This window comes from Streptomyces sp. HUAS TT11, assembly GCF_051553595.1.
In the GTDB taxonomy this organism is placed as follows: Bacteria; Actinomycetota; Actinomycetes; order Streptomycetales; family Streptomycetaceae; genus Streptomyces.
This window is the reverse complement of the sequence record NZ_CP196184.1, coordinates 9,422,895-9,445,113: the sequence shown is the minus strand read 5'-3', so window position 1 is coordinate 9,445,113 and position 22,219 is coordinate 9,422,895. Positions and strand designations below refer to the sequence as shown.

General features: G+C 69.5%; 17 protein-coding genes. 15 read left to right on the top strand and 2 right to left on the bottom strand.

Annotated elements, in window-relative coordinates; genetic code table 11:
* The first annotated feature begins 17 nt into the window (after positions 1-17).
* Genes ACSHXN_RS42475 through ACSHXN_RS42465 form a run of 3 tightly spaced genes read left to right on the top strand, consistent with a single transcriptional unit; the run spans position 18 to position 3,652 of the window.
* On the top strand, positions 18-845 hold the full coding sequence (locus tag ACSHXN_RS42475) for a cyclase family protein (RefSeq protein ID WP_438306311.1): 828 nt from the start codon (positions 18-20) through the stop codon (positions 843-845).
* Positions 845-2,305, top strand: coding sequence for an MmgE/PrpD family protein (locus ACSHXN_RS42470; protein ID WP_356293319.1), 1,461 nt, complete (start codon positions 845-847; stop codon positions 2,303-2,305). The genes ACSHXN_RS42475 and ACSHXN_RS42470 overlap by 1 nt, the downstream gene beginning before the upstream one ends.
* A gap of 39 nt (positions 2,306-2,344) precedes the next feature.
* On the top strand, positions 2,345-3,652 hold the full coding sequence (locus ACSHXN_RS42465) for an MFS transporter (protein WP_355139196.1): 1,308 nt from the start codon (positions 2,345-2,347) through the stop codon (positions 3,650-3,652).
* A 214-nt stretch (positions 3,653-3,866) separates the two neighbouring features.
* Here the strand turns inward: ACSHXN_RS42465 and ACSHXN_RS42460 are convergent, their stop codons facing one another.
* Positions 3,867-4,856, bottom strand: coding sequence for an Acg family FMN-binding oxidoreductase (locus tag ACSHXN_RS42460; protein WP_438306310.1), 990 nt, complete (start codon positions 4,854-4,856; stop codon positions 3,867-3,869).
* 397 nt (positions 4,857-5,253) lie between these two features.
* On the opposite strand from ACSHXN_RS42460, the gene ACSHXN_RS42455 reads away from it, so the two are divergent.
* The 12 genes from ACSHXN_RS42455 (at position 5,254) to ACSHXN_RS42400 (ending at position 18,990) form a co-directional block, all read left to right on the top strand.
* Positions 5,254-5,514 carry an SHOCT domain-containing protein gene (locus ACSHXN_RS42455; protein ID WP_438306309.1) on the top strand — a complete coding sequence of 87 codons (261 nt, stop codon included), beginning with the start codon at positions 5,254-5,256 and terminating at the stop codon, positions 5,512-5,514.
* 206 nt (positions 5,515-5,720) lie between these two features.
* Positions 5,721-6,335: a CBS domain-containing protein gene (locus tag ACSHXN_RS42450; RefSeq protein ID WP_355139202.1), complete on the top strand. Its 615-nt coding sequence runs from the start codon at positions 5,721-5,723 to the stop codon at positions 6,333-6,335.
* Between the two features lie 628 nt (positions 6,336-6,963).
* On the top strand, positions 6,964-8,784 hold the full coding sequence (locus ACSHXN_RS42445; protein WP_438306308.1) for a multicopper oxidase family protein: 1,821 nt from the start codon (positions 6,964-6,966) through the stop codon (positions 8,782-8,784).
* 510 nt (positions 8,785-9,294) lie between these two features.
* Positions 9,295-10,026, top strand: coding sequence for a CBS domain-containing protein (locus tag ACSHXN_RS42440; RefSeq protein ID WP_355139206.1), 732 nt, complete (start codon positions 9,295-9,297; stop codon positions 10,024-10,026).
* Between the two features lie 14 nt (positions 10,027-10,040).
* Positions 10,041-10,715: a helix-turn-helix domain-containing protein gene (locus ACSHXN_RS42435; RefSeq protein WP_356111839.1), complete on the top strand. Its 675-nt coding sequence runs from the start codon at positions 10,041-10,043 to the stop codon at positions 10,713-10,715.
* A gap of 237 nt (positions 10,716-10,952) precedes the next feature.
* Complete coding sequence (locus ACSHXN_RS42430; RefSeq protein WP_355139210.1) at positions 10,953-11,576, top strand: hypothetical protein; 624 nt, start codon at positions 10,953-10,955, stop codon at positions 11,574-11,576.
* 487 nt (positions 11,577-12,063) lie between these two features.
* Complete coding sequence (locus ACSHXN_RS42425) at positions 12,064-12,969, top strand: universal stress protein (protein ID WP_438306307.1); 906 nt, start codon at positions 12,064-12,066, stop codon at positions 12,967-12,969.
* Between the two features lie 57 nt (positions 12,970-13,026).
* Positions 13,027-13,902, top strand: a complete 876-nt coding sequence (locus ACSHXN_RS42420) for a universal stress protein (RefSeq protein ID WP_438306306.1) — start codon at positions 13,027-13,029, stop codon at positions 13,900-13,902.
* Between the two features lie 379 nt (positions 13,903-14,281).
* Positions 14,282-16,240 carry a SpoIIE family protein phosphatase gene (locus ACSHXN_RS42415; RefSeq protein ID WP_383357438.1) on the top strand — a complete coding sequence of 653 codons (1,959 nt, stop codon included), beginning with the start codon at positions 14,282-14,284 and terminating at the stop codon, positions 16,238-16,240.
* Positions 16,241-16,442: 202 nt separating this feature from the next.
* Positions 16,443-16,913, top strand: a complete 471-nt coding sequence (locus ACSHXN_RS42410; protein ID WP_355139217.1) for a MarR family winged helix-turn-helix transcriptional regulator — start codon at positions 16,443-16,445, stop codon at positions 16,911-16,913.
* On the top strand, positions 16,910-18,325 hold the full coding sequence (locus ACSHXN_RS42405) for an MFS transporter (protein WP_356293331.1): 1,416 nt from the start codon (positions 16,910-16,912) through the stop codon (positions 18,323-18,325). The genes ACSHXN_RS42410 and ACSHXN_RS42405 overlap by 4 nt, the downstream gene beginning before the upstream one ends.
* 68 nt (positions 18,326-18,393) lie before the next feature.
* Complete coding sequence (locus ACSHXN_RS42400) at positions 18,394-18,990, top strand: cysteine hydrolase family protein (RefSeq protein WP_355139221.1); 597 nt, start codon at positions 18,394-18,396, stop codon at positions 18,988-18,990.
* A gap of 926 nt (positions 18,991-19,916) precedes the next feature.
* Here ACSHXN_RS42400 and ACSHXN_RS42395 read toward each other — a convergent pair.
* Positions 19,917-22,055, bottom strand: a complete 2,139-nt coding sequence (locus tag ACSHXN_RS42395; RefSeq protein WP_383357442.1) for a PP2C family protein-serine/threonine phosphatase — start codon at positions 22,053-22,055, stop codon at positions 19,917-19,919.
* Positions 22,056-22,219: the final 164 nt, after the last annotated feature.

Below are 22,219 nucleotides of genomic sequence, written 5' to 3'. Positions count from 1 at the left end.
CCCAGGCAAGGCAGGTCATGACCCTAGTCCAGCACACCACCAACCCGTTGCTCGCCGCACTGCCCGCCCATCCCCGCATCATCGAGCTGGGCCAGCCGCTGTTCACCGGCATGCCCTGCTCGCCCAACCACCCCGGTTTCCGTATGACGTTGGCCCGCCGCCACGGCGACATGGTCCGCCCCGACGGGGGCTCCGCCGCCAACGAGGTGATCATCACCGGCGGTCATGTCGGCACCCATATCGACGCACTCTCCCACGTCAGCCACGACGGCCTGCTGCACGGCGGCGTCGACGCCGCCCAAGCACAAGCCGGCGGCTCGTTCTCGCAGCACGGCGCCGAGCACACCCCGGCCATGGTGACCCGCGGCGTGCTGCTCGACGTGGCCGCGGCACTCGGCACCGAGACCCTTCCCGGCGGCTACGGGGTGACCGCGGCCGACCTGGACAAGGCGGCGGAACTCGGCGGCGCGGAGCCGCGCAAGGGCGATGTCGCCGTCGTCCGCACCGGCTGGGCACGGCACTTCGACGATCCGATCGCCTATCTGGGCAAGGAGTCCGGTGTCCCCGGTATCACGGAGGACGCGGGCGAATGGCTCGCCGAGCGCGGTGTGCGGGCCGTCGGCTGCGACACGACGGCCTGTGAGCAGATCCCACCGGGCGCGGGCCACAGCGTCCTGCCGGTGCACCGGCTGCTGCTGGTCGACCACGGCATCTACATCATGGAGCACCTGGCGCTCGAGGACCTTGCCGCCACCGGCGTACCCGAGTTCCTGTTCATCGTCGCCCCGCTCAGGATCGTCGGCGGCACCGGCTCCCCGATCCGCCCCCTCGCGGTGGTGGCCTGATGACCGACGCGTCCCCCTCCACGCCCACCGCCGCCCAGCAGCTCGCCGCGTTCGCCGTCGCGACACGCGACGGTGGACTCGGCCCGGACCTGCGCGACAAGGTCACCGGCCACCTTCTCGACCTGCTCGGCAACAGCCTCGCCGCCCTGTCCCAGCGGCCCGGCGCCGCCGTCAGGGAACTCGTCGAGGAGTGGGGCGGCTCCCCCGCCGCCACCGTCATCGGCTCACCGGACCGGCTGCCGGCCCCGTCGGCGGCGCTGGTCAACGGCACCCTCGCGCACAGCCTCGACTTCGACGACACCCATCTGCCGTCCGTCCTGCATCCATCGGCCTCGGTGCTGCCCGCCGCGCTCGCCACCGCCGAGGCGGTCGGCGCCGACGGTGCACAACTGCTGACCGCCGCGGCCGTCGGCATCGAGATCACCTGCCGGCTCGGGATGGCGCAGTACGACGCCGAACTCGGCAACTCGGTGTTCTTCGACCGCGGTCTGCACGCGACCGCGATCTGCGGTGCGATCGGCGCGGCCTCCGCCGCCGCCGTGCTGCGCGGCCTGGACGCCGACGGGATCTGCTCCGCGATCGGCATCGCCGCGAGCATGGGTTCCGGCATCATCGAGGCCAACCGCACCGGAGGGACCGTCAAACGCGTGCACTGCGGCTGGGCCGCCCACGCCGGAGTCGTCGCCGCCGACATGGCACGCCTCGGCCTGACCGGCCCGCCCACCGTTCTGGAGGGCCGTTTCGGCTTCTTCCAGGCGTTCTGCGGCGACCGGTTCGACGCGAAGACCGTCGTCGCCGCGACGACCGAAGGCCTCGGTGAGCGCTGGGAACTGTCCCGGCTGTTCATCAAGCCCTACCCCTGCAACCACTTCACTCACGCGGGCGTGGACGCGGCCATGAGGCTGCGCAACCGGGGGATCGAGCCCGACCGCATCGTGCGGCTGACGCTCGGGGTTCCCGCGCCCGTGCTGCGCACCATCGCCGAACCGGCGGCCGAGAAGGCCCATCCGCGTTCCGGCTACCACGCGGCGTTCAGCGGTCCCTACACGGTGGCCGCAGGACTGCTCGCCCGGCCCGGGGAACCGGGCCACGGACTCGGTGTGTTCCACGAGGACTTCACCGACGAGGCGGCGGCGGACCCCGCTCGCCTCGCCCTCGCCGCTCGCGTGACCTGCGTCGCGGACGAGGAGTGCACCGCCGTCTTTCCGCATCAGTTCCCCGCCGTGCTCACCGCGGAACTCGACGACGGGACCACCGTGACCGAGCGGGTCATGGTGAACAGGGGGAGCCCGCAAGACCCTCTCGACGCCACCGAACTCACCGCCAAGTTCCTCGCCAACGCCCGCGGCGCGGGAGCGGAACAGGCCGTGCAGGATCTGGCCGACGAGGTATGGAACATCGCCGCAGCCCCCGACACCGCGCGCCTGACCCGCGCGATGTCGGCGGTGACCGGCGCCTGACGCATCGCAGACTCCTCATCACTCCACCGAGGTGAACCCATGAGTTCCTCGCGTTCCAACGTCCGGTGGCTGACACTCGGACTGATCGTCGCCCTCATCGTCATCAACTACATCGACCGCAGCGCCATCAGCTACGCGGTCGACCCGCTCACCAAGGCGTTCGGCATCAGCAAGTCCCAGTACGGACTGATCAGCAGCGCCTTCTCGATCGGCTACATGGTTTTCGCCTTTCTCGCCGGCCCGCTCGTCGACCGCTACGGCGCCCGGCGCATCCTGCTCGTGGGCGTGGCCATCTGGTCGGTGGTCACGGCGGTGACCCCCGTCTCGGGCTCGTTCATCGGCCTGTTCATGGCTCGGGTGATTCTCGGCGCGGGTGAGGGCCCGGGCTTCCCGGCGGCGACCCGGACGGTCAGTCGCTGGCTGCCGCAGAAGGAACGCGGCATCGCGCTGGCGATGGTCGGCGGAGTGGCCGTGGCCGGCTCCCTGCTGATCGGCGGACCGCTGGTGACACAGCTCATCGACGGACTGGGCTGGCGCGGAATGTTCTGGGTGCTCGCCGCCCTCGGCGTACTCTGGTTCGCCGTCGCCTGGGCCCTGTTGAAGGACACCCCTGACGAGCACCGCAAGGTATCGGCCGCCGAGCGCGCACACATCGCGGCGGGCCAACTCGAGGAAGAGCGCTCCTCCAGTGGCAGCGTCCACTGGCGGCCCGTCCTCACCAACAGGAACCTGTGGGTCATAGCCGTGGGCTACTTCGCCTGGGGGTTCATGTTCTGGGGCTTCATGTACTGGCTGCCCGAGTACCTGTCCTCGCAGTACGACCTCAGCATCAGCGCGGTCGGGCTGTTCACCGTGGCGCCCTGGGCGGCCGGCGTGGCCGGCGCGCTCCTCGGGGGCGTGCTCACCGACCAGGTGTTCGCCCGCACCGGCAACCCCCGCACCCGCCTCACCATCATGGGCGTGGCGCTGCTGCTCTCCGGCGCCGCACTCATCCCGATCATCGTCGCACCGTCCCTCACGGTGTCGGTCACCTTCATCTCGATCGGTGTCGGTCTCGGCTTCGTCACCGGAGGCATCTGGTGGGTCGCGGCGATCGACGCGATGCCCGCGCAGCCCGGCGTCGCGGCAGGCTTCGCCGACGCTGCGTTCGCGCTCTCCGGCATCGTCGCGCCGTCCGTCATGGGCTTCATCGTCAGCTCCACGGGCAGCTTCTCCAGCGGCTTCGTCGTGATGACCGCCCTTGCCGTGGTCGGCGCCGGCTCGATGCTCGTCCTGCCGAGGCACCGCCCGCGCCTGGAGGTCTCCACGCCGGGCGGCAAGGCGGGGCTGGCCGTGGGGCCGCGGTAGCACCGGTCGAACCTCCCGGCTCGCGCGGGAGGAAGCATGGTGGCCGGGCGTAGCCCGCGCCCGTGATGAGTCGCCCAGCCGTTTGCGCGCTCCGCACCGGGTCTGCCTGCACCGAGGTACGTCCTCCCGCATGTGTGCCGGGTGCGGAGCGTGATCACGCCCGGTGCGCGACCGCGGTTCCGGGCCCTCTGCGCAAGGCCCCGGGCCGAGCGCTTCAGAGGACCTCGAGTACCTCGGCCACCGGCCGTCGGGGTGTGGGCTGCCCCTCCGGGCCGTACCCGAGGCGGAGCACCATCTGCACATGCGCCATAGCTGACGTGGGGTCGCGTACGGCCCACCGGATCTCGGGCCATTCCAGGGGCTGGGAGGTCAAAGAGGCGACGAGGCCGTCCGCAGTGGCCTGGAGCCAGACCCGCTCCAGTGCCTGCCCCGCCCGTAGCCAGTCCACCGGGTGGTCCTGGGCCGTACCGAGCAGGGCGATGTGCGGTCGCCTTTCGAAGGGTGCCCAGCCACGGCCGGCCACCTTGCGGCCGCCGGCGAGGTCACGCACGGGAGAACTGGCTCCCCATTGTCCGGGGCCGAGCGCCTCCGCCGGAATCCCGTCCCGAGGCAAGCTCTCCCCCGAGGGCGCCGTTCGGACCCACTGCGCCGTCTCAGCACGTACTCCGGGGGCCCACGCCTCACGGCATTCGGCATCGTGCACAAGATCCAGTACCGAGTCCGCATGCCAGGCGTCGGGGAAGACCAGACGGGTTCCTTCGAGGTGGGCCGACACGCACAGTCCGTCCCGCAGGACCTCCGGTATGTCGTCCTCGAGGAAGGGATGGCGGCTGGTGTGACGTCGGCGGATCGCCGGCTGCAGCAGGGCGAGTGGGTCGTCCGGGGATGCGCTGCCGGTAAGGTCCACCTCGGCCAGGAGCACCGGATCGGAATCGTCGGGCAAGAACCGAACGGCGGGTTCCCTGCCTGCCGCCACCGCGGCGACACGCAGATTGAACAGTGCGGCTCCACAGCCCAGATGCAGGCCGCGGTTGTCCGGATCCGTCTTCGGCAGTGCGCGTTCAAGATCGGCGTACAGCCGCAGGATGCCACTGTCACGATGGAACCGGAACTTCCAGGGCTGCGCGTTGTGCAGGGACGGAGCCGCCGTGGCGTCCTCGACGAATGCGGTGACGGCGGACGTGTCCAGGGTGGGTGCGGTCACCGGAATCTCCCTTCCGGGTCGGGCGGCGCTTCCCCCGGCCGGTGCGGACGGTGCGATCGTCTCGTCGCCGTACCACCCGCACGACGGAGGAGAAGAACACCACGTGTTCAGGCTGCAACCGGGAGGCACTCCTGCGGTAGGGCCACCCGGACCCTTCCGAGACCGAGTGGACCCGCGTCTCCGGGCCGGCGTCCACGGCTCCGGTGGGTCGGTCGGTCCCGCTCGGGGACGTTCGGCCTCTGCCCTCGGCACGACCGTGTCACCACACTGAGAGGTGCCTTACACCGCCGTACCTCAGGGCGTGGGCCACGTGTCGACTGCGGGCCCCGTCTTCCGGTCCACGGGGACCTGAAGTACCGGGAAGTGACTCGCGATGTATTACTGGAACCACCGGGGCATGAATGGATGGGGTTGGTTCGTCGCGTCGGTCAGCGCGATCCTGTTCTGGGCGCTGCTGGTCCTGCTCATCGTGTTCTTGGTTCGCACAATGAACCGCGGCCCCGGGTATCCGCACCACGCTTCGGGGCAGTCGCCGCCCGAGCGGGTGCTCGCTGAACGGTTCGCCCGCGGAGAGATCGACGAGGAAGAGTACCGGCGCCGACTTGCGGTCCTGCGAGAGGAACACCATGGTCCCACCAAGCGCGAGCGGGCGCCGTAGTCCTGGCGTACGGTGCACTGGTCGGGCAAGGGGACATCAAATGCGTCGGAGAAGGCCGCGCTGTAATCACGCGAGTGCTGTGATCACGCGAGTGCCGATGCTGCGCGGGCGTCTCTGCGCCGTGGAAATCGCCGAGGCCCTCACGCGGTCACCGCGCTCTGGCAGAGGGGCCGTTTTGCGGACGCACAGATAGGGGACGCCGAGCGATGGGGCACCGCAGTGTGGGTGATTTGATGACTCCCACCGCCGTGAGCGTGCGGCCCGGCACGACCTTCAAGGAGATTGCACGCCTGCTCGACGAGTACGACATCACCGCCGTCCCCGTGGTCGACGACATCGGTCGGCCCGTCGGGGTGGTGTCCGAAGCGGACCTGCTGCGCAAGCAGACGTCGGTGGGCGTCGGCATCACCGCCGGTGCATTGATGACCAGCCCCGCCGTCGTCGCGAAGCCGGAGTGGGACGTGGTTCGTGCGGCACGCACGATGGAAGGAAGCAAGGTCAAACGACTTCCTGTGGTGGATGACGACGGCCACCTGATCGGTGTGATCAGCCGGAGCGACTTGCTGCAGTTGTTCCTCCGCCAGGATCGCGCGATCAAGGAGGAGATTCTCGAGGACGTCATCGTCGGGACGCTCGGGCTGCCGCCCTCGTCGCTCACCGTCGAGGTCGCCGACGGGAGAGTCACGCTGAGCGGCAGGGTGGAGCGCAAGAGTCTGCTCCCCGTAGCCGTGCAGTTGTGCGAGGAGGTCGACGGCGTGGTCGATGTCGTCAACCGGCTCGACTTCGACCGGGATGACACCGTGGACGTGGCCACGCGATAGTCCCCCAGGAGCTGGACAGCGACCGTACTCGGCGCACTGCCCGGGCAAGCGGTCCAGCCGCCCCGTATCGGCTCCTGCTGGTCCGTGTCGTCAAGGAGCGGTTCCACCGGTCACCGGCCTACGTCTCGGACGGGAAATCCGCTGCCGACGCGGCGCGCAGACCCGCCGGCGGGCCGTTCCACCTGGGGCTACGACTTCGGCCGCTGCGCTGTCCGCGGTGTACACGACAGCGTCTCCGGCCGACTCCCGTCAAGGCTCACCAGTAGAGGCGCCCGGAACAGGCCTGACGGGCCGGAGTCCCGCATCGAGGGGCGGACACATCGCACGGTGTCTCCCTTCGACGGTACTGATTGACCTGTCTGGAGTATGCGCGCAGCTTCGGGCGCCGCAGCGTGTGCCACTCTTCGAGGGCGACGCGGGCTGTCTTCGGTCCCGGCAGAGCGAACGGAGAACAGACGTGGTCACGAGGCGTCGAGTCGTCCAGGCCGCCGTTACCGGAGGCGCGCTCGCTCTGCTTCCCTCCGGTGCCGGGTTCGGCCCGACGCGGCTGTCGTCACCGGCGGGGCGAACCGCTCTTGATCCCGAAAGCATCAAAAAGTACCGTGCGCCACTGGTCATCCCTCCGGTCATGCCGCAGTCCACCCGCGGCTCGGGTGACGGCATCGACCACTACTCCATCGGTGTCCGTCAGTTCCGGCAGCAGGTGCTGCCCCCCGGACTGCCGACGACGACCGTGTGGGGATACGGCTGTACGGAGGACCCCGGCACGTTCCACTACCCTGCGTCGACTTTGGAAGCCCGGGTCGGCAGGCCCGTGCGGGTGCGGTGGAAGAACGAGTTGCTCGATCGCTCGGGCCGGTATCTGCCCCATCTGCTGCCGGTCGACCCGACACTGCACTGGGCGAATCCGCCGGGCGGGACGGGGGGCCGGGACGGGCATGCGATGTTCCGGTCGACGCCGGGTCCCTACACCGGCCCCGTGCCGCTCGTGACTCATCTGCACGGAGGCCGGAACACGGAGGAGAGCGACGGATACCCCGAAGCCTGGTACCTCCCGGACGCTGTCGACATCTCCCCCGGCTATGCCCGGGTCGGATCGTTCTACGACCTGTACAAACAGAAGGCCGAGGCCGCCTACGACGTCACCTGGGGCCCGGGAGAGGCCGTCTTCCAGTACGCCAACGAAGAGCGCGCGGCCACCCTCTGGTTCCATGATCACGCCTTGGGCGTGACGCGCCTGAACGTCTATGCCGGACTGGCCGGGTTCTACCTCCTGCGCGGTGGAGCGGCCGACCTGCCCGAGGGTGTGCTGCCCGGGCCCGCCCATCGTCCCGGAGACCCCTCGGGCCAAGGCGGTCACGAGATCCCGCTTGTGATCCAGGACAGATCCTTCGCTGCGGACGGCAGCCTTCTCTACCCTTCGGGACGCGCCGCTTTCGACGGGTTCAAGGGCCCCTATGTGCCGGGCAGCGATATCCCGCCGATCTGGAATCCCGAATTCTTCGGCGACACGATCGTCGTCAACGGCCGGACCTGGCCCGTCCTCGATGTCGAACCCCGCCGCTACCGGCTGCGCTTCCTCAACGGGTGCAATTCACGGTTCCTCATCCTGAAGGTCGTCGCCGACCCTGCGGCCCGCCGTCCGGCGCACCCCGCGCTGAGCCTTTGGCAGCTGGGAAACGAAGGGGGCTTCCTGGCCGCGCCCGTACAGCTCGAGCAACTGCTCATCGCTCCCGCGGAGCGCGCCGACGTGATCGTCGACTTCACCTCGCTACGTCCTGGCACCGCCTTGTACCTCATCAACGAGGGACCTGACGCCACGTTCAAGGGCGGGAAAGCGGGTGTCGATTTCGCGCCCGCGAAGCCGGCCACGACCGGGCAGGTACTGAAATTCGTCATCCAGTCGAAAACCTCGCCGGACACGAGCGTGCCCTGCTCCCAGCTGACCCTGCCGTCCCTCGTGCCGCTGGGCACGGCGGACCGTGTCCGCCGGCTCTCCCTCAATGAGCAGAAATCCTCCGTGCTACCGCACGTCGGCCCCCGACGGGCACTTCTCGGGACCGTCGACGTACAGGGGAAGCCGGTCCCCATGGGATGGAGCGACCCTGTGACGGAAAATCCGGCACAGGGAGAAACCGAGATCTGGGAAATCCACAACTTCACCGTCGATGCCCACCCGATCCACGTCCACGAGGTCCAGTTCGAGATCGTCGACCGGCGCAGGTTCACGCAGAAGGCCGCTTCTCCCCCGGAGCCGTGGGAGCGCGGCTTCAAGGACACCGCCATCGCCTACCCCGGTACCGTCACACGGCTGAAGGCGACGTTCGACAGGCCTGGCCAGTTCGTATGGCACTGCCACATGCTCGAACACGAAGACAACGACATGATGCGGCCCTACCGCGTGGGACCGGCGCAGAACAACCCGCCGGCACACCGGCAAGGGATGTGACCGACGGACACCTCCGAACCGGGCGCCAACCCGGTCCGTGCCTCTTCGCGAGCGAAGGTACCGGGGCCGACCGGCCCCCTACCTCACCCCCGTACGGCCCATGCGAACACCTTCGATCCGATGGACGCTCGAGGTGTCGGGAGGCTGGAAGAGGTGCGTGATGACGGACGGCACGCCCAGCAGGCACGGGGCCCATGCGGCATCGCGTCATGGAGGCCGTGCCACTGTTCGTGATCGTCCGGGCGCACGGTGTGGATGCCTGTGGTGCCGTCCGCGCGCAGGCACGGGCGGCGAGCACCTCGCGTGTTCGGCGACAACGGCGGCACGGCCCTGCATCTCGTCCGGCGCAGCCGGGTACCGGCCCGGCTCTTCCGCTCAGCGGCCGGAAAGCCTCCAACAGGTGCTGCCGCACCCGTCCGGCAGGGCGAGCAACCTGCCGCAGTCCGCGCGGCCCGACATCGGCCCCGTCCCGGCGGCACCGGCTGGAGGCGACTGGCAGAAGGAAGGGACATGAAGCACAACAAGGTCGGCTCCGTCATGACCAGCGATGTCATCCGTGCCGACTACTCCACACCGTTCAAGGAAGTCGCACGGCTGCTCGCAAACGGCCGGATCAGTGGGCTGCCGGTCGTGGACGAGGACGAGAAGGTCATCGGCGTCATATCCGAGACGGACCTGGTGAAGCGACAGTCGGAACACGTCGGCACCGACGAACCGGAGCGCCGCTCCGCCTCCGGCGAACCGACGTCCTCGGCCCATGGACAGCCCGCCGTGTCCAGGGCCTTCACCGCCGGGCAGCTGATGACGGTGCCGCCCATCACGGTGCACGCCGAGGAGACCATTGCCCAGGCGGCTCGGATCATGACCCAGCGGGACGTGGAGCGGTTGCCGGTGCTGGACGACGAGGACCGCCTCGTCGGCATCGTCACGCGCCGAGATCTGCTCAAGGTGTTCTTGCGGCCCGACAGGGACATCCGCGACGAGGTGGTCGACGAAGTGCTGCTCCGCACACTTCGACTGGCACCCACTGCCGTCGACGTCTTCGTGGTCGAAGGGGTGGTCACCCTGACCGGCCGATTGCAGTACAGGAGCCAGCCGGAGATCGCCGTCGCGGCGACGTGGCAGATCGATGGAGTGGTCGCCGTGATCGACCAACTCGACTACCGCTTCGACGACTCCCGGCCGCAACCCGACGGACGGTCACCCCACGGGGTGGCCGGCGACCGGCTGCACAACCTCTGAAGGAGAGGACGATCATGGCCGCACAGCCGTCGTCGCACACTGCTGCAGGGCACGCTGCCGGCGACCTCGGACGCAGGATCACACAGCGGCGGGTGGAACTCGGCTTGTCGCAGGGAGAGACAGCCGATCGGGCGGGAATGTCGCGCAGCTACCTCCAGTGCCTGGAGGAGCAGCCCACCGTCACCCCGGGTGCCGCCTCCCTCCTCAGGCTGGCCGGCGCACTGCAGACCACCGTCCGCGACCTCACCGGCGGCGACAACGATCTACCACCCGGCCTCGGTCAGGCAGGACGGCATCCGAAGTTCACCGAACTGCCCCCGCAGGCATGCTGGGACCTTCTCTCCACCCACGGCGTGGGCAGGCTCGCGATACCCGTCCGCACCGGCCCGGTGGTCGTCCCCGTGAACTACAGCGTGATCGAGGGGCTCCTCGTCTACCGGACGAGCCCCCAAGCCGTACCGGCACAAGCGGTGGGCTGCCAAGTGGCTTTCGAGGTCGACCACATCGACGTGGCGCTGAGCGAGGGCTGGAGCGTCCTCGTCACCGGACCCGCCGGCACTGTGACAGACCCCGACTGCGTGCGGCTGGTGCGACAGCAGTCCTACAGCGAACCATGGCCGGGCGGGCAGCGGGACATGTGGATCCGTATCAATCCCCTCAGTGTCACGGGACGTCGGATCACCGTGTGACGCGACGGCGGCCGGAGCCCGGATGTCGACTCCCTGAGGACTGCACTCGCTTGCGGCTCGCCCGCGTTCTCCCGCCCTTCGGCGGCGTCCCGGTCTCCGGCCCAACAGGCCCCGAACAAAGGGACGTTCAGCCCAAGGGATACGGCCCTTCGGCATCCGGTCCGGCACTCGGTCACCGACGAGAGTGAGGGATGTCGGAACGACGGCGACTCACACATCCCCGAAGGGATCACCACCATGGCCGTGCACGAGAACCCCCAGCAGAGCTCGGGCATCCACCTGCCGCCCTTCCGCCGGCACCAGGGCGCGCCAGTATCCACCGTGTCGGCACACCTCGACACGCACACCGCGCAGGCCTACGCCCTCGCGTCCCTGCGCATCCTCACCGGGTTCGTCTTCCTGTGGGCGTTCCTGGACAAGACCTTCGGCCTTGGTTACGCGACCGCGTCCGGCAAGGGATGGATCGACGGCGGGTCGCCGACGAAGGGTTTCCTCAGCTCCGTGGCCGCCGGTCCGCTGCAGTCGACCTTCCACTCGTGGGCCGGTGACGCATGGGCGGACTGGCTGTTCATGCTGGGGCTGCTGGGCGTCGGCGTCGCCGTCATGACCGGTGTGGCGCTGCGCCTCGCGGCCGGCGCCGGTACGGCGATGATGGCACTGATGTGGCTGGCGGAGTGGCCGCCTGCCAAGCATCTGTCGGACGGGTCGCCGAGCATGTCGTCCAATCCGTTCGCCGACTATCACTTGATCTACGCGGTCGCGCTGATCGTGCTGGCCGCTGTCGGCGCGGGTGCGGCATGGGGGCTGGGCAGGATCTGGGCCCGGCTTCCGATCGTCCGGGACCATTCCTGGCTGCGCTGACCGACCGTGGTGCGACGGGCCGGGGGCCCGTCGCACACGCGCGTCCACGGGGGCAGTACGCCCGAGTCGCACCCGGACCCGCAAGGTGGCGGCAGCGTCTCTGGCCCATACTGTCCGCCACCGGGCCTGGCTCGACCCCACGCACCTGCGCCGAAATCCTGATCTGCTGCGGCGCTCTCAGTCTCGGCCTCCAGGGCGACACACCCGTACTCGTGGCCGCTCACAGCACCCTGTCGATGGACGTCGCCGCCGAAGGCCGGGTCCGAGAACGAGCGGCCGTACGTGGCAGCGATCGCGTCATGGTCTACGACATTCCGTGCGGCTCACGACACGTCCAGGTCCCCGACCGGGGGCCCGTGCGAGCTGGGCCGATGGACGTCCCGGTGGGCGACCACAGGGCCGAACGGACCCGAGGCTGACCGTGCGGCCCATACACACCTGAGGGCCGTGGCGAGACCCTGACTACGGCAGACAGGAGGTACTCCCCATGCTTGAGCCCGTCATCGTCGGAGTCGACGGATCGGCTGAGAGTCTCGCCGCCGCCGAATGGGCAGCACGCGAGGCAGTACGCCGTGAGCGACCTCTGCGTATGGTGCACGCCTGGAACTGGCATCTCGCCCAGGGGGACGGCGGAGACCGAGCGAACGCCGCGCAGCGGCACCTGGCGCGGCGCGTCCTGCGCCAGGCGTCGGAGCGCGTCCGCAATGCCGTCCCCGGCGTGCAACTCACCGACGAGCAACTCGAGGGCCCTGCCACCGAGGCCCTGGTGAAGGCAACCGAGCAAGCCGAACTGCTCGTATTGGGCTCGCGCGGGCTGAGCGGTTTCACCGGCTTTCTCGTCGGCTCCGTCGCCATGGGCACGGTCGCCAAGGCCACGCGTCCCGTCATTCTCGTACGCGCGGACGAGGAGGCCGAGGACGAACATTTCCCGGGGGACGACGGCAAGCCGTCCACCCACACCCGCTATCGGGACGTGGTGCTCGGCATCGACCTCCGGGATCCCTGCGACGAGGTGATCAAGTTCGCGTTCGAGGCGGCGGGGCAGCGGCACGCCCGGCTGCGTGTCGTCTACGCATGGCAGTCGCCTTCGGCGATCAGCCTCGGGCCCGGGGACATCGCCCTGATGCGCAATCCCCAACAGGGCGAGGAATGGAGGGAATTCCTGTCCGCCGTCCTTCAGATATGGCGTGACAAGTACCCCGAGACCGAGGTACTGGAGACCGTGGTGGAGGGCAAGGCCGCCACCGCCCTCGCCCGGGCCGCTTCCCCGGCGAGCCTGCTCGTCCTGGGCCGTCGTACGGCCGAGCGGCCGACGGTCCCGCGCCTCGGCCCCGTCACTCATGCCGCGGTTCATCACGTCGGCTGCCCACTGGCGGTCGTCCCCCACGCGTAGGACGCCGGGGCCGGGGAGCCCACGGCGCCACAGTGCGGCGAAAAGGCGGTGGGAAAGATGACGGAGCTGCCCCTGGTCGTGGGGGTCGACGGATCGGACTCGAGCCTCATGGCGGTCGACTGGGCAACGGATGAAGCCGCCCGGCACGGTCTGCCGCTCCGGCTGGTGCACGCCTCCTTGTGGGAACGCTACGAAGGTGTTTTCCCGCCGAGCAGCCTTGAACGCCCGTCCGAGCAGGTGATGGCGCAGAACGTCATCGAGACGGCGGCAGAGCGCGCACGGCGGCGGAACCCCGAGGTGAAAGTGTCGGGTCACGTGGTGCCCGAAGACGCTGCGTCGGCCTTGCTGCGCGAAGAAGGCAACGCCTACGTCCTGATCACCGGCTCCCGCGGCCGGACCGCGTTCGAAGGGCTGCTTCTGGGCTCGGTCGGCCTGGCAGTCGCCTCGCGTGCACACGGTCCGGTGATCGTGGTCCGCGGTGACAAGGCGGGGCTGGCCGGGGCGCACGGACGCATCCTCCTCGGTGCCGGAGAACCCGGCACGACGAACGAGGCGGTGCGGTTCGCATTTCGTGAGGCCGAGGCACGCGGATGTGTCCTCGACGTCGTTCGTACCTGGCGCCGCCCGGCACGGGAGACCGCCGAACACCTCGCGCCTGCCGGGAAATCGGTACGAGACGACGAGCAGTGGGCGTCCGAGCTCCTCGACGTCCTGCTCGGCGATGCGATGACGGACCACCAGAAGGTTCGGGTGCGCCGCAGCACAGTGGAAGGTCCTGCCAAATCTGTGCTGCTCAAGCGCTCGGCCGCTGCGGACCTCGTGGTCATCGGGGCACGGCGTGGACAGGGCCACTTGTGTCACCTCGGCCGGGTGGGTCACAGACTGCTGCACCACGCGGACTGCCCGGTCGCGATCGTGCCCCAGCGGATGTGACCCCCGGGCCCGAGTGCCGCGGCCTGGTACAACTGGGCGGCGAAGGGCTCGAGACGAGCCGCAGCCTGTACCACGCAGGGGCGCGCATGGTGCGGGCCCGTGCTGAGCGACGACCGCGACTTCGTCCATGTCCTGTCCGACCGCGCAGGCGGCCTGTCCCGGACATTGCAACTGCGGCCCGAGGCGCACTGCCGGCCCTGTGGCCGCGTCTCGTGTCCATCGTTCCGGGACGATGACGTCGAGCGTGGGCGTTTCGAAAAGAGCAGGTCAGAGGCATCGCCTCACCCAAGGCGCCGGATAGCCGACCGCGCGGCGAAATAACCGGAATGGGACCATTATGTAGTGAGGGTGATCGCTCAACGATCGCTAGGGAGCATCGGTGGACGCCTCGAACGACTTCCTTTGCAGGGCTGAACCGTCGGCCCTGCTGGACCCGGGCGGCACCATCCGCTCCTTGAACGCCCCGATGGCCACGACCCTCGGCAGGCCGGCACAGCAGTGTGTGGGCCACCCCCTGTGGGACCTGCTGCCCGACAGCCAGCGGAGCGTGCTCGAGCGCATCGTGGCACACGCGAGCAAGCAGCGGGTGGCGATGCGGGTGCTGGAGATCCCCAGGCCGGGCAGGGCATCCTTGGTCGCCCTCGTCGAAGCGCGGCCGGTGACCTCCGCCCACGGCGAGCAGCTGGTGTGGGTGCACGCGCTGGACGTGCACAACGACCTCGCCTCTCTGCTGATCCCGTTCCGGCTGTCGGCCACATCCGCAGGCCTCGGCGTGTGCATGTACCAGCCTCGGGTGCATCAACTCGAGTGGCTGGGTGGCGCGCCCTCCGTGGCCGCGCTCTTTCCGGAGGCCTCGGTCTCCTTGCCCTGGCTGGTCCGGCACATCCAGCGGGACGACCGGGACTCCCTGCGACGGCTCATGAACCTCGACGGCGGCGAGGGCTCCTGGACCGTGCTGCGCTTCCGGGCCGACCAAGGCGATCAATACCGTCTGGCCTGCCAGACCCGTCGGATCCAGCTCGGTCACAACGGCCCCGAGCGGGTCTTCGGCGTCATACGTGACGACACCCGGCACGAAGCCCACCGACAGAAGGTGCTGGCCGCCCTGGGAGCCGAAAGACGCCGCGCCGCCGCGGTCGCCGAGTTCTCCTCCGCCGTCATCAGCACCGCCACCGAGCAGGAACTGCAGCAGGTGGTACTCACCCGACTCGCCGCGACCTTCGGCGGCACCGCCGCCGCGCTCGCGCTCGTCGACAACGACCATCTCTGCATCTCCTCGGATGCGGGGCTCCCCAACTGGTCCTCGGGCGTTCTGCGTTGCATGTCGCTGCACGAGCCGGGCCCGCTGCCCCAGGCGATCCGCACGGGTGAGTCGCAGTTCATCGCCGATCGGGCGGAGCTGCTCCGCAACTGGCCGCACACGGACACAGCACCTCTCGCCTGGCCCGGCCCCGACGCCGCCATGTCGATCACTCCTCTCGGCTCCGCAGGTGATCAGCCGCTCGGGGCCTGGGTGGTGACCTACAACGACAGGCCCCGTCCGGCCCCGGACGAAAAGGCCCTCATGATCACGCTGGCCGAGCTCGCGGGACAGGCGCTGGGACGCATCCGATCGCAGCAGGCCTGCCTCGATCTCGCCGCGGCGGTGCAACACCACATGCTTCCGACGCTGCCCGCCCGACTGCCGGGTCTTGAGGTCACCGCCCGCTACCGGCCCTGCCGTACCGGACTGGACGTCGGCGGTGACTGGTACGACGCCTTCCTGACCCCGGACGGTGCGGTCGCGGTGGAGATCGGCGACGCCCAGGGGCACGACGTGGACGCGGCAGCCTTCATGGGGCAGGTGCGGGGCTCGCTGCGCGCGATCGCCGCTCACGAGTCGGACCCCGGAACCGTCCTGACGCACACCAATCAACTGCTCGTCTCGATGGGCGCACCGCGATTCGCCAGCTGCACCATGCTGCGCATCGATCCGCGCAGCGGGCAGGTCACCGGCGCGAGCGCCGGGCACGTACCCCTGCTCGCCGCGCACCGGGACGGCAGCCACGACATCCACCGGTTGCCGGGCGGTCCGGTGCTGGGAATCCTGCCCGACGCGGACTATCCGGCGGAGACCTTCACGCTGGACAAGGACACCGCGCTGGTCATGGTGACCGACGGCGTCGTCGAAGGACCGGACCTGTCGCTGGACGCGGGACTGGAGCGCACCGGAACATTGGCCGCCCAGGCCCTCCACGAAGGGCTGAGCACCGAGGAGGCGGCCGACCGGATCCTCGACGCCGCAGTCGCGATGAAGCACACGGACGACCTCGCCGTGCTGGTCGTACGGCGCACTTGATGAACTGCCGGCTCAAGGGTCCTGTACTGCCCCCGGTCGGGTGACCGTCCGACCACCTTGCCGCCCCCGTGGTCACATCGCCGCACCCCGCGCGCGCTCCATGACTCGTGGCCTCACCCGAAGCCGTGTGATCCCTATGGGGCGGACACAAACTCGACAAGTAACTTGGCAAAGTTACTTGTCGAGATCTAGGCTGAGGACCATGACCACGGACCCAGGACCGCAGCAGTCCGCAGCGACCGCGCAGCGGCTCAGCGATGCGATGAAGCGACTGCGCGCGCGACTGCGCGCGGAATCCGGGCAGCACTCGGTCGGCCTGACCCTCACACAGCTCGCCGTGCTGGGGAGCGTGGTGCGGGAGGGCCCGGTCACCGCGGCCCGCCTCGCCACGCTGGAGCACGTCAGCCCGCAGTCCATCGCGCAGAGCCTGGCGGTGCTCAAGGCCGCCGGGCTGGTCCACAGCAAGCCGGACCCGCAGGACGGCCGCCGAAAGCTGATGAGCGCCGACCCCTCCGCCACGCAATTGATCGACAACCTGCTCGCGGGGCGCGCCGCATTCCTGACGCGGGCCATAGACCGGGTCGTCGCCGCGGAGGAGCGCCAGGACCTCGAGAAGGCCATCGTGTTGCTCGAACGCCTCGCCGCGGCCGACCTGACTGACGGCGTCATATGAGGGCCGCCACCACCAGGGCCGAGACAGAGGCGCGCGGCCACTCCCCCAAGCCCTTCGCGTGGACGTTCACCACCCCGCTCTACGTGGGCTCCAGCCTCAACCCGATCAACAGCTCCATCATCGCGACCGCCCTGGTCCCCATCGCCGCCGATCTGCACGTCTCCGTGGGCAGCACCGCCGCGCTGGTCTCCTCGCTCTATCTGGCCAGCGCCGTCGCACAACCGACGGCGGGCAAGCTGGCGGAGGTACTCGGCGCGCGCCGGATCTTTCTCTCCGGCATCGTGCTCGTGCTGCTCGGTGGTGTCATCGGCGGCCTCGGCCAGAGCCTGGCGATGCTGACCGTCGCCCGGGTCCTGGTCGGCATCGGCACTTCGGCCGCCTTCCCCTGCGCGATGGTCCTGATCCGGCGCCGTGCCGCGGAGACAGGTCTCGACGCTCCACCGGGCGGGGTGCTCGGCGGCATCGCGATCGCAGGGATGGCCACCGCCGCCATCGGCCCACCGATCGGCGGGCTGCTGGTGGGGGCCGCCGGTTGGCGCTGGGCGTTCCTGATCAACATCCCCGTCACCGCGATCGCCCTCGCGATGACCGTGCGCTGGCTGCCCCGGGATCCGGCGCGCGACCACGGTCGCACCGGTTTCCGTCAGGTCGCCGAACGGATCGACCTGCTCGGCATCGTCGGATTCGCAGGATCGATGAGCGCGCTGGTCGTCTTCCTGATGAGACTTCCGCGGGTCGAGTGGATCGCGCTCGCCGCCTTCGTACTCGTCGCGGCGCCGACGGTCGTGTGGGAACTGCGAAGGACCGCACCGTTCTTCGACTTCCGCAGCCTCGCCGCCAACGGCCCCCTCACCCGCACCTATCTGCGCCAGGCACTCACCCTGCTGGGCGTCTACTCCGTGATGTACGGCATGACCCAGTGGATGGAGGCCGCCCACGGGATGTCCACCGTGACGGCGGGACTTCTGCTGCTGCCGATGGGAGCCGTCTCGGCACTGCTCTCCCGGCCGCTCGCCAGCCGCAATCTGGTGCGCGGACCGCTGATCGCCTCGGCGATCACGATGCTGATCGGCTCCGCCGGCATCATGCTGCTCACCTCGCACAGCCCGGTGATTGCGATTGTGCTGGTTTCCCTCGTCTTCGGCATCACGTCCGCCGCCACCACAGTCGGCAACCAGACCGCCCTCTACCTCGCGGCTCCGCCCGACCAGATCGGTACCGCCTCCGGGCTGTTCCGGACGTTCGGATACCTCGGAACCATCACTTCGGCCGTGATCGGCGGCATCGTCTTCCGCGACGGGGCGAGCGACCACGGTCTGCACATCCTCGGCATCGTGCTGGTCGCGGCAGGCTTCGCGGTCCTGCTGCTGACCGTCCTCGACCGCCGTTTGTCCTCGAGCGCCGCTCGATGAACCGCGCCACGAACCGACCGACCGGCACCTTTGGCACCACCGAGAAACCCATCAAGGAGAACCTGCTCGTGAGCACCCCCGCCCTTCCCGGCATCATCCCCGCGCGAACCGCCCTGCTGGCCATGGACTTCCAGAACGGCATCGTGCCTCTCGCCCCCGACGCGGACGCCCTCATCGAGCGGGTCAAGGGCGCCATCGCCGACATCCGAACCGCCGGCGGCACCGTCGGCTACGTCCGCGTCGGCTTCACCGAGGACGACTGGACCGCGGTCCCCGAGACCAACAAGACCTTCTCCGGCGTCGCTGCGGCGAAGATGATGCACCACGAGGACCCTGCCACCCACATCGACGAGCGGATCGCACCGGAGGACGGCGACATCGTCGTACGCAAGATCCGCTACGGCTCGGGTTCCACCACGGACCTCCACCGGCAGCTCGGCGACCGGGAAATCGACACCCTGGTACTCGCCGGGATCAGCACCAGCGGCGTCGTCCTGTCCACGCTGATCGACGCGGCCGACCGCGACTATCGCGTCTTCGTCCTGTCCGACGGTGTGTCCGACCCCGACGCCGAGATCCACCGCGTGCTGGTCGAGAAGGTGTTCCCGTCCCGGGCCCACATCATCGACACCGCGCAGCTCCGCGCGTTGTTGCAGTCCGCCTGACGCGGCGGCGGCCCGACAGGCATCGCGTCCGTGCCGCGGCGGAAGTCGCCGCGGCACGGACGCGGGGTGCACCACACCGGCGTCCACGCGCGCACGTGCCCGACGGGCAACGTGACTCCCACCGGCACGACGCCCGCACGTCGACCGCTCAACTTCTTGCCGGACAGGCCCGGCACAGCACATTGCCCGAGTCGGCGGGAGTGAACCGCGCAGCCCACCAAGGGCGCCTGCGCACGCCGGCATCGTCGACTTCCACGACTGCTCCGGCCCCCTCGGTCGGCCAGGCAGTATGTCGACCGAGCCGTAGTGATCAACCGCCAGGCGGTCACGGGTTCCTGAGCCCTTGCCTCGCGCCCGGTGCCGAACAGGTCATTCACCGATCGGGGACCCTCATACGTCCGAAGTCCGGCGCACGTGGCGGCGCCGAAGGGGCCCGCTCGACACATCTGCCGGGCGCAAGTTGCCTGCTGCGGTGCGGACTTCGGCACGGAGCCAGCGGCGGTCCCAGGTGCATCAGCGGTACGGGGCGCTGAACGTCGTTGACAAACGCGTGGATGCCTCAGTACGCATAGTCCTCAACTCCGAGCACTCAGCGGCCTTCGCCGTCGGTCACCTGGGATGTGCTGCTGACGCGGTACTGACCAGTCCGGCTGCCGGGGTTGTGCGCACCGAATTCTCCCGCGGGCACGAGGTAGAACCAGTCGACGTCCTCAGGAGCTGCCTTCAGCACCGTCAACCGGGAGTACCGCCGTATGTTCGGCGCCCCGCCGAAGCGGCACGCGAGCAAACTCCGCGGGTCACCGAGCTCGCTCGACCACGGCTGAGCGGACAGCCGGGAGCATGCATCGGGCGCGCTGCGCCGGACCGAGCAGCGATCTCCGGCGAGGTGCACAAGGCGAACGCCTCCTGGTGCCGCTCTCCTCGGTCTAGTGGTGATCGTCTTCACGGCGGATGAGGATCAACGCCACGTCGTCGGTGCCCGCGGTGGAGCCGGGTGCCTGGCCGAGCAGTCCGTCGGCTATGGCGTCCGGTGGCGACCCGGCTGCTCGTTGCAGGTGGTCGGCCAGCTCCGCCAGTGAGACGTCGATGTCGGTCCCGGGGGTCTCGACCAGTCCGTCGGTGTAGAGCAGCAGAGCGCTGCCGGGCGGCAGAGGTATCTCCATCGGGGTGTAGAGGGCGCCCGGCTCGATGCCGAGAAGCGGTCCCGGGGGCACGTCCAGGATGGTGACCTGCCCCTCGGGATCCAGCAGCAGGGGCGGTGGATGCCCTGCGGTGGCCAACACGGCACGGTGAGCGGCGAAGTCGACGTGGGCGTAGAGGCAACTGGTGAAGAGCCCGGCGTCCAGGTCCGTGAGCAGCTTGTTGGCGCGGGTGAGCACCTCGTCGGGGCGGGCGCCCGCGGTGGCGTGCACGGCGGTGCGGACCTGACCCATGAGGGCTGCGGCGGTCACGTTGTGCCCCTGGACGTCGCCGATCGCGGCCGCGCAGCCGGAGTCGAGCCGGATGAGATCGTAGAAGTCGCCCCCGATCTCCACTCCTCGGGTCGCGGGCCGATAGCGCGCGGCGACCTGAAGACCCGGGATCTCGGGCAATGCCGCGGGGAGCAGCAAGTCCTGGAGCCGTCGGGCGAGTTGATGTTGGGTGTCGTAGAGCTGGGCCCGGTCGAGTGCCTGCGCGAGCAGCCCCGACAGCGAGGTGAACAGGGTTCGGTAGCCCGAGCCGAACCGGTGCGGCTCACGGTAGCCGAACGCTACACAGCCGACCGGGCGCCCCAACGCTGTCAGGGGCATCAGTGCGAAAGCGGACAAGCGACTGCGGTCCGACCAGCCGGCGAAGGCGTGGTCCATCTCCTGCGGACTCGAGAAGAACAGCGCCTCCTGTTCGAGAATGCAACGGGCGGCGGGGGTGGTGGTGTCCACCAGGCGACCGTCGATCATCCGGGTGGCCTCCTCGGTGAGTCCCCGGTGGCCGAGGAGTCGCAGCCTTGCCCCGTCCACGGTGAGGAGGGCGATCCCCTCGGCGTCGAAAGCGGACATCACGGGACTGCACACGATCTTGACGATGTCCTGCACTTCGACGGCCTCGCTGAGGACGGTTGCCAGTTGCATCAGGTGGTACAGAGAGCCGACCCGGGTGGGTGCCTCGTCCGTCGACGGCGTGAGCGCCGCGGCCTCGGCCCTGCGTGCCGCGATACCCGGGATCGCATTCTCGGCGGGGGCCGCGGTGCGCTGGATCCGGACGCTGATACCGGAGGCCCCGGGGAAGAGGCGGAAGGACAGCCAGACATCGGGGGGTCGCAGCGCGGTGAACGAGGTCGGCAGCCGGGTGAACAGAGCCCTACGGTAGCTGTCCTCATACATGAGATCGCCCAGCCAGGGCAGGGCCTCCCAGGGCAGCGCCCCGATCAAGTCGCTTGTCGAGGTACCGAGGAGCTCCGCGGCGGCGGCGGTGACGAAGGTGACTTCGCCCTCCAGATTCATCCCCAGACCGCCGCCGGGGAGCCTCTCCGCGAACTGGGCACCCGCACGCGCTTCGTCTGCCCTGTAGCGGTTCGCTTCCTGCCGGGGGACGATGAGCGGCCGGCGGTGCGCCCGCACAGGGCGCCCGTCCTCGGCGCACCGGTTGAGCAGTTTGCTCAGTCGATGGGCTCCCGCGTCGACCACCTTCAGTTCCTCCGGATCGGGCTCGGACGGATGGGAACCGGGCCAGAGGAGGTTGAGGACGCCCCACAAGGTGTCGCCGGTGACCAGGGGCGTATCGACGACGGCGTACGGGTACGGTGCCGCGACGGCCGACTCGGGGTAGAGCAGTGCCCGCTCGTTCGGGCCCATCCAGATCTGCCGGCGCTCGCGTGCGGACCGGGCGATGGCGAAGTTCGACTGCAGCCAGATCCGGGTCCACGGGCCGGCGTACTTGGCGGGAAAGCCGCTGAGGAGCGCGGCGAAGAGCATGGGCTCGCCCGGCGGGAGCAGCATGAGCAGTCCGCCATGGGCGCCGCTCTCCTCGACCACCTGGTCGAACAGCGGGACGAGTACCTCGGGCCCGCGGGCGGGCAAGTCCGGCATAAAGTACATTATGTAACTAGTCGCAGATGAGTAAAGCATCGCAGGCAGGCGGCAGAATCACTCCCGCGACGCGTCACATGTCGACCCGTTCGTGCACGTCAGCGCAGTGCGGGCGGGCAATTTCACGCCCCGGCCCCCCTCCCGCCCCGCACCCGATGACGAGG

Bases quoted from the DNA above. Each gene is read 5' to 3' on its own strand.
- ACSHXN_RS42475 (WP_438306311.1), top strand. From the start codon at position 18: ATGACCCTAGTCCAGCACACCACCAACCCGTTGCTCGCCGCACTGCCC.
- ACSHXN_RS42470 (WP_356293319.1), top strand. From the start codon at position 845: ATGACCGACGCGTCCCCCTCCACGCCCACCGCCGCCCAGCAGCTCGCC.
- ACSHXN_RS42465 (WP_355139196.1), top strand. From the start codon at position 2,345: ATGAGTTCCTCGCGTTCCAACGTCCGGTGGCTGACACTCGGACTGATC.
- ACSHXN_RS42455 (WP_438306309.1), top strand. From the start codon at position 5,254: ATGAATGGATGGGGTTGGTTCGTCGCGTCGGTCAGCGCGATCCTGTTC.
- ACSHXN_RS42450 (WP_355139202.1), top strand. From the start codon at position 5,721: ATGGGGCACCGCAGTGTGGGTGATTTGATGACTCCCACCGCCGTGAGC.
- ACSHXN_RS42445 (WP_438306308.1), top strand. From the start codon at position 6,964: ATGCCGCAGTCCACCCGCGGCTCGGGTGACGGCATCGACCACTACTCC.
- ACSHXN_RS42440 (WP_355139206.1), top strand. From the start codon at position 9,295: ATGAAGCACAACAAGGTCGGCTCCGTCATGACCAGCGATGTCATCCGT.
- ACSHXN_RS42435 (WP_356111839.1), top strand. From the start codon at position 10,041: ATGGCCGCACAGCCGTCGTCGCACACTGCTGCAGGGCACGCTGCCGGC.
- ACSHXN_RS42430 (WP_355139210.1), top strand. From the start codon at position 10,953: ATGGCCGTGCACGAGAACCCCCAGCAGAGCTCGGGCATCCACCTGCCG.
- ACSHXN_RS42425 (WP_438306307.1), top strand. From the start codon at position 12,064: ATGCTTGAGCCCGTCATCGTCGGAGTCGACGGATCGGCTGAGAGTCTC.
- ACSHXN_RS42420 (WP_438306306.1), top strand. From the start codon at position 13,027: ATGACGGAGCTGCCCCTGGTCGTGGGGGTCGACGGATCGGACTCGAGC.
- ACSHXN_RS42410 (WP_355139217.1), top strand. From the start codon at position 16,443: ATGACCACGGACCCAGGACCGCAGCAGTCCGCAGCGACCGCGCAGCGG.
- ACSHXN_RS42405 (WP_356293331.1), top strand. From the start codon at position 16,910: ATGAGGGCCGCCACCACCAGGGCCGAGACAGAGGCGCGCGGCCACTCC.
- ACSHXN_RS42395 (WP_383357442.1), bottom strand. From the start codon at position 22,055: ATGCCGGACTTGCCCGCCCGCGGGCCCGAGGTACTCGTCCCGCTGTTC.